General features: G+C 29.3%; 1 protein-coding gene. It reads right to left on the bottom strand.

Annotated features, from left to right (window positions below; all coding sequences use genetic code 11):
* A partial coding sequence (locus tag HT669_RS10605) for a restriction endonuclease subunit S (RefSeq protein ID WP_172933705.1) occupies positions 1–566 on the bottom strand: 566 nt, incomplete at both ends.

Genomic DNA, 566 nt, shown 5'->3' with positions numbered 1-566 from the left:
GCTGATTCGATTGCTTCTACTATTCGTTGTTGTTCGGATAGTGGAGGCAATAACATAGGAACTTCATATTTTAAAAATTTTATTGAAGCTAAATTTTTTATCGCTGAACCTATAGAATGCTCTTTTAGTGTATTAATCAAACTCGTAAACATCCATTTAAAATACTGTGAATCTATTATATCTGAGTTTAACGTAAGTTTTAATAATGCTTGATTTATAACTCCATTATAATAATTTGAAGGTATTTGAAAGATTTCTCCAATAGTACCTGCACAAGATATTAAAATATCTCCTGCTTTTATTGAAAAATTTTTTAAACGTATATAATCACTCTCTTTTAACCAATAGTCTCCATAATCTATAGTTTTTCTTATAGCATTACCTTGTTCATAAACCTTATATGTATGTTCTCCTTTCGGAACAAACATTGACTTTGTTATAGAACTACCAAAAGGACCTCTTTTTATTGAGCCGTCCTCTAATGCACAAATGTCTGGTAAATAAACTATGGCCCATCCTTTAGGTATATTATGTTTAAACTCTTTTATACTTCCATCAGCAAACTT

Origin of the sequence: Streptococcus sp. 2100 (genome assembly GCF_013276335.1) — a bacterium.
Taxonomy (GTDB): Bacteria; Bacillota; Bacilli; order Lactobacillales; family Streptococcaceae; genus Streptococcus; species Streptococcus pseudopneumoniae.
The sequence above is the reverse complement of the archived record's forward strand: the minus strand, read 5'-3'. Positions and strand labels throughout refer to the sequence as shown.